Consider the following 5,611-nt stretch of genomic DNA (forward strand, 5'->3'; position numbering starts at 1 on the left):
ATCGAGCGCCGCCCGCGCGGCGCATCGCGGGCAAGCCCGCTCCCACATCTGTTTCAGGCCAATCTCTCCTGTGAAGCCAACAGGGACCGCCTTGTTGGCATGGCGCTGCATCTCGGTGGGCGCTGATGCCGCTCCACCTGTCTTTAGTCATGCACCAAGGAGGGATCCTGTTGGCGGCACAGGAGAGACTGGCCCGAAACAGATGTGGGAGCGGGCTTGCCCGCGATGCGCCGCGCGGGCGGCGCTCGATTTCACAGGCGCTGAAGAGCTTAAGGCATGCACCTGTCAGTCCTGACACTGTCTAGAGGCCGGCACATGCCAGCCCTAACACTCCATCAAAGCAAGCACATCGCAGCCATCACACAGACAAACGAAAAAGGCCGACCCCGCTATCGGGGTCGGCCTTTCGAACCGCAAGAACTCGCTGTTACTTACCTGCAGTCAACGCGATATAGCTGGTCATGAGATTTCGGTAGTCCGGAATGTGGTTGGAGCACAGCGCCGCCAGCCCTTCAATGTCGTTGCGCCAGTCGCGGTGCAGCTCACAGGCCACGCCGAACCAGGTCATCAGCTGGGCACCGGCCCGGCTCATGCGGTCATGGGCAGCATCACGGGTCATTTCGTTGAAGGTGCCGGAAGCATCAGTCACCACGAACACGTCGAACTCTTCTTCCAGAGCAGCCAGCGCCGGGAACGCTACGCACACTTCAGTCACCACACCGGCAATGATCAGCTGCTTCTTGCCAGTAGCCTTTACCGCCTTGACGAAGTCTTCGTTGTCCCAGGCGTTGATCTGGCCTGGGCGGGCGATGTATGGCGCATCCGGGAACAGTTCCTTCAGCTCTGGTACCAACGGACCGTTAGGGCCTTGCTCGAAGCTGGTGGTGAGGATGGTCGGCAGGTTGAAGAACTTGGCCAGGTCGGCCAGGGCCAGCACGTTGTTCTTGAACTTGTCCGGCTCGATGTCACGCACCAGGGACAGCAGGCCAGCCTGGTGGTCGACCAGCAGGACAGCGGCGTCGTCTTTGTTCAGGCGGTTGTAGGTGAATTTGCTCATGGTCTGTGCTCCTAAGGTTTATGAATTTTTCAGCAATCTGGGGTGTTTCGCGTTGATGGGCACAGATTAAAATCATCACCTTTACGGCGGTAGACTGCGAAAATTGCCCTTAGCGTTCCATCTGGAGAACGACCGTTGGAAGACCTCAACTCCCTCTATTACTTCACCCAGGTTGTAGAGCACGGTGGCTTCGCCCCGGCCGGGCGGGCGTTGGACATGCCCAAGTCGAAGCTCAGCCGGCGCATCGCCGACCTTGAGGACCGCCTGGGCGTGCGCCTGCTGCACCGCACCAGCCGCCACTGCTCGCTGACCGAGATCGGCCAGGCCTACTACAACCGTTGCCTGGCCATGCGCGTCGAAGCCGAGGGCGCGGCAGAGATCATCGAGCGCAACCGCAGCGAACCGCGCGGGCTGGTGCGCATCAGTTGCCCGACTACCCTGCTCAACTCCTGGGTCGGGCCGATGCTGACCCGCTACATGCTCAAATACCCGCAGGTAGAGCTGTTCATCGAGAGCACCAACCGCCGTGTCGACCTGCTGCACGAAGGCTTCGACATTGCCCTGCGGGTGCGCTTCCCGCCGCTGGAGAACACCGACATGGTGATGAAGGTGCTGAGCAACAGCACCCAGTGCCTGGTCGGCCAGCCGCAGTACCTTGAGCAATTGCCAAAAAACTTTGACCCGCAGTTGCTGAGCACCCTGCCGAGCCTGCATTGGGGCAGTGCCCAGCGCGAGTACCAGTGGGAGCTGTTCCAGGGCGAGGACAGCAGCCGTAGCATCGTCATCCCGCATACGCCACGCATGGTGACAGACGACCTGTTCGCCCTGCGTCACTTCGTGGTCGCTGGAGTGGGTATTGCCCACCTGCCGCGGGTAGCGGTGCGTGAGGACCTGGCGGCCGGTCGGTTGGTGGAGCTGATACCGGACTGGCACCCGCGGTGCGGCATCGTGCATGCGATCTTCCCGTCGCGACGCGGGTTGCTGCCGTCGGTGCGGGCGCTGATCGATCACTTGGCTGAGGAATTCGCCATCAGCGACATGGCTTGAGTTCAAGGTTGTCTGTGCCGGCCTCTTCGCGGGTAAACCCGCTCCCACAGGGGTCGCGTGCACCTCGGGCCTGTGGTGATCCTGTGGGAGCGGGTTTACCCGCGAAGAGGCCGGCACAGTTGACGCAGATCGCTCCCAGCACACAGTTACAAGACCCCTGACCTATCCTTGCTTCACAGTCCCGGATCATCCCCCTTGGAGGCCCCATGATCCGCGCCAATCACGGACCAGGCCGCGCCCTGTTCGCCACCCTCGCCCTCTGCCCGGCACTCAGCCAGGCAGATGAAGCCGACTGGTCATTGCTCAGCCGCAACTATTTCCTGCATAGCGACTTCCGCTCGCCCTCTGCCAGCGGCCAGAACTACCGCCAGGAATGGGCCCAGGGTTTCATCGGCGAGATCCGCTCCGGCTTCACCGAGGGCACGGTCGGTGTCGGCCTCGACGCCCACGGTTTCCTCGGCCTCAAGCTCGACGGCGGTCGCGGCCATGCCGGCACCGGCCTGCTGCCCCGCGACAGCGATGGCCGCGCCGAATCCGACTACTCCAGCGCCGGTGCCGCGCTCAAGCTGCGCCTGGGCAACACCCAGTTGCGCTACGGCGAAATGACTGTGGAAACCCCGGTGTTCGACACCGGCGACAAGCGCCTGCACCCGGAATACGCCACCGGCTGGTTCATGGACAACACCGACCTTCCCGACTGGCGGCTGCAGGCCGGGCGCTTCACCGCCTTCAACAACCAGGACAATAGCTCCACCCACGACGACTTCAGCGGCTACGGCGCCACCACCCACAACCGCGCCATCAGCCTGGCCGGCGCCACCTTCGCGCCGCACGGCCCGTTCGGCGGCGCGTTGTACGCCGGGGAGCTGGAGAACACCTGGCGCCAGGCCTACCTGAACCTGAACCTGACCGAGGGCAACTGGCGCCTGGACGGCAATCTCTACAAGACCCGCGACACCGGCAACGCCAGCGCCGGGGCGATCGACACCCTCGCCTACAGCCTGCTGACCAAGTACAGCTTCGGCGCCCAGGCACTGACCCTGGCCTACCAGAAGGTCGAGGGGGACACGCCGTTCGACTTCGTCGGCGGTGACTCCATCTACCTGGCCAACTCGATCAAGTACGCCGACTTCAACGGCCCCGGCGAACGCTCGTGGCAACTGCGCTACGACCTCAACTTCGCCACCCTCGGCGTCCCCGGCCTGAGCCTGATGGGGCGCTACGTCAGCGGCCGCGGCATCGACGGCAGCCATGCGCCTGCGGGCGGCGCCTACGTGAACCAGTACGGCCAGGGCGGTAAACACTGGGAGCGCGATGTCGACCTGAAATACGTGGTGCAGTCCGGTGCCGCCAAGGACCTGAGCCTGTCGTTCTCCCACGTCAGCCACCGCGCCAACCAGGCCCAGGCCGGCGATGACATCGACCGCATCTACCTGATCATCGAATACCCACTCAAAGGCAGCTTCTGACATGAGCACTTCCCCTTCAGGCGCCTGGAGCCCGTTGCGCAACACCACCTTCCGCATGCTGTGGATTGCCACCATCGCCTCCAACATCGGCACCTGGATGCACGAGGTGGGCGCCGGCTGGCTGATGACCACGCTGTCGGCCAACCCACTGCACGTGGCGCTGATCCAGGTGGCCGGCTCGCTGCCGATGTTCTTCCTTGCCCTGCCGGCCGGCGCGGCGGCGGATATCGTCGACAAGCGCCGCTACTTGCTGCTGGTGCAGTTGTGGATGTCATCGGTGGCCGTGGTGCTGGCGGCCCTGACGCTGCTCGGGCTGATGAATGTCACCCTGCTGCTGGTGCTGACATTGGCGCTGGGCATCGGCACGGCGTTGATGATGCCGGCCTGGAGCGCGCTGACGCCGGAGCTGGTGGGCAAGGAAGACCTGGCCAACGCGGTGGCCATTTCCAGCGTCGGCATCAACGTGTCCCGTGCCATCGGCCCGGCGCTGGCCGGCGTGGTGGTGAGCATGGTCGGCCCCTGGCTGACGTTCGCCTTGAATGCCGCGTCCTTTGCCGGGGTGATCCTGGTGCTGTTCCTGTGGAAGCGCGAAGTGAAGGAGCCGTTGTTGCCAGCCGAGCGCTTCGTCGGTGCCATGCGCACCGGCCTGCGTTTTGCGCGCAGTGCCAAACCGTTGCAGGCCGTGCTGTTGCGGGCGTTGGCGTTCTTTTTCTGCGCCAGTGCCGGGACATCGCTGCTGCCGTTGATCGTGCGCGGTGAGATGCACGGCACTGCGGCCGACTTCGGCCTGCTGCTGGCGGCCATCGGCATCGGCGCAGTAGCCGGCGCCACCTTGCTGCCCCGCCTGCGCGAGCGCATCAGCCGCGACCGCCTGGTGATGTGTGCCAGCTTGCTGTATGCCCTGTTCCTGCTGGCATTGGCGCTGGTACGCAACTTCTACGTGCTGCTGCCGGCGATGCTGCTCAGTGGCGCGGCGTGGATCGCGGTGCTGTCCAACCTGCAGGTGGCGGCGCAGACCTCTGTACCGGCCTGGGTACGGGCGCGGGCGTTGTCGGTGTACATCCTGTTCTTCTTCGGTGCCATGGCCAGCGGCGGGTTGCTGTGGGGTACGCTGGCCAGTCATGCGTCGATCACCCTGAGCCTGTTGCTGGCTGCCGGTGGCCTGGCGCTGGGTACGTTGCTGACCTGTAAGGTCACCCTGCCGGAAACCGAAGCCGAGGAGCTGACGCCGTCGCTGCACTGGCCGGTACCGCTGCTGAGCGATGACATGGACAAGGACAGCGGGCCGGTCATGGTGACCGTGGAGTACCACGTCGAGCCGACCAAGGCCGAGGCGTTCCAGCAGGCGGCGCGGGAACTGGAGGCGATGCGCAAGCGCAATGGCGCGTTGTCGTGGGGGTTGATGCGTGACAGTGCAGATCCGGCGTTGTGGCTGGAGTTCTTCTTCGAAGAGTCGTGGCTGGAGCATTTGCGCCATCACCATCGGGTGACCCGGGGGGAGCTGAAGATCGAGGCTCGGGTGCGGATGCTGCAGACCGATGGGATCGAGGTGAAGATCCGGCATCTGTTGGCTGGGGGGGAGCACAAGGCTCACCATTGATGCTGGCCTTTCCGGCCTTTTCGCGGGCATGCCCGCTCCCACAGGGACCGCGTAGTGCCTGAGGGATGCACTGTACCTGTGGGAGCGGGCGAGCCCGCGAAGAGGCCAGCACTGAAGGAACAAAAAAGGGGGCCAGTAACTGGCCCCCTTTTCACATCAGTGTCCCGTCCTGAATAAGGTTTACACCTCCCATCCCGAATTTCCGGAGAGTCAGATGGATCAAGGTGTAAAGCGCACACAGCGTGATTACTCGCTGTCTTTTAAATTGGCAGTGGTCGATCAGATCGAAAAAGGCGAGCTGACCTGCACCCAGGCCCGGGAGCGGTACGGCATCCAAGGAAAATCTACGGTTCTGGTATGGTTGCGTAAGCACGGTCGGCAGGATTGGAGCCAGGGGGCCTCGATCCGCGACGAGAGGAGCTGCGCGATGTCTGACCC

Annotated in this window: 4 protein-coding genes and 1 pseudogene; 4 read left to right on the forward strand and 1 reads right to left on the reverse strand. The window is 63.8% G+C overall.

Annotated features, from left to right (window positions below; all coding sequences use genetic code 11):
- Window positions 1-427 precede the first annotated feature (427 nt).
- Entirely contained in the window at window positions 428-1,057 is a 630-nt protein-coding gene (gene ycaC / locus N430_RS29080) for an isochorismate family cysteine hydrolase YcaC (protein ID WP_110640014.1), read from the reverse strand.
- A 135-nt stretch (window positions 1,058-1,192) separates the two neighbouring features.
- Between ycaC and N430_RS29085 the strand changes: the two genes are divergently transcribed.
- The 4 genes and pseudogenes from N430_RS29085 to N430_RS29100 all read left to right on the forward strand — a co-directional run.
- Window positions 1,193-2,104: a LysR substrate-binding domain-containing protein gene (locus tag N430_RS29085; protein ID WP_110640013.1), complete on the forward strand. Its 912-nt coding sequence runs from the start codon at window positions 1,193-1,195 to the stop codon at window positions 2,102-2,104.
- Between the two features lie 206 nt (window positions 2,105-2,310).
- Window positions 2,311-3,573: an OprD family porin gene (locus tag N430_RS29090; RefSeq protein ID WP_110640012.1), complete on the forward strand. Its 1,263-nt coding sequence runs from the start codon at window positions 2,311-2,313 to the stop codon at window positions 3,571-3,573.
- A 1-nt stretch (window position 3,574) separates the two neighbouring features.
- On the forward strand, window positions 3,575-5,173 hold the full coding sequence (locus N430_RS29095) for an MFS transporter (RefSeq protein WP_110640011.1): 1,599 nt from the start codon (window positions 3,575-3,577) through the stop codon (window positions 5,171-5,173).
- A 214-nt stretch (window positions 5,174-5,387) separates the two neighbouring features.
- Window positions 5,388-5,611 (forward strand): annotated as a pseudogene (locus tag N430_RS29100) (IS3 family transposase); the annotation flags it as partial.

This window comes from Pseudomonas sp. CC120222-01a, from assembly GCF_003097235.1.
Taxonomy (GTDB): Bacteria; Pseudomonadota; Gammaproteobacteria; order Pseudomonadales; family Pseudomonadaceae; genus Aquipseudomonas.